Genomic DNA, 650 nt, shown 5'->3' on the forward strand with positions numbered 1-650 from the left:
GGTCACGCCGATTATGTTAAAAACATGATCACTGGTGCTGCACAAATGGACGGCGCTATCTTAGTAGTAGCTGCGACTGATGGCCCAATGCCACAAACGCGTGAGCACATCCTTCTTTCTCGTCAGGTTGGCGTACCTTACATCATCGTATTCATGAACAAATGTGACATGGTTGATGACGAAGAGCTACTTGAGCTAGTAGAAATGGAAGTTCGTGAACTTCTTTCTGAGTACGATTTCCCAGGTGACGACTTACCACTAATTCAAGGTTCTGCACTTAAAGCACTTGAAGGCGAGAAGCAATGGGAAGACAAGATTGTAGAGCTTGCAGAAGCACTAGATTCTTACATCCCAGAGCCAGAGCGTGACATCGATAAGCCATTCATCATGCCTATCGAAGACGTTTTCTCAATCCAAGGTCGTGGTACTGTTGTAACTGGTCGTGTTGAAGCCGGTATCATCAACGTGAATGACGAAGTTGAAATCGTTGGTATCAAAGAGACTACTAAGTCTACTTGTACTGGTGTTGAAATGTTCCGTAAGCTTCTTGACGAAGGTCGTGCTGGTGAGAACATTGGTGCACTATTACGTGGTACTAAGCGTGAAGACGTTGAACGTGGTCAAGTACTAGCTAAGCCTGGTTCAATCAA

At 45.1% G+C, this 650-nt stretch carries 1 protein-coding gene; it reads left to right on the top strand.

The window, feature by feature from the left end; all coding sequences use genetic code 11:
• Positions 1 to 650 (top strand): GTP-binding protein (locus tag MTF67_RS18450; protein ID WP_248520327.1); only part of this gene is annotated, 650 nt, incomplete at both ends.

Origin of the sequence: Pseudoalteromonas sp. 2CM32C (assembly GCF_023161925.1) — a bacterium.
GTDB lineage: Bacteria > Pseudomonadota > Gammaproteobacteria > Enterobacterales > Alteromonadaceae > Pseudoalteromonas > Pseudoalteromonas marina.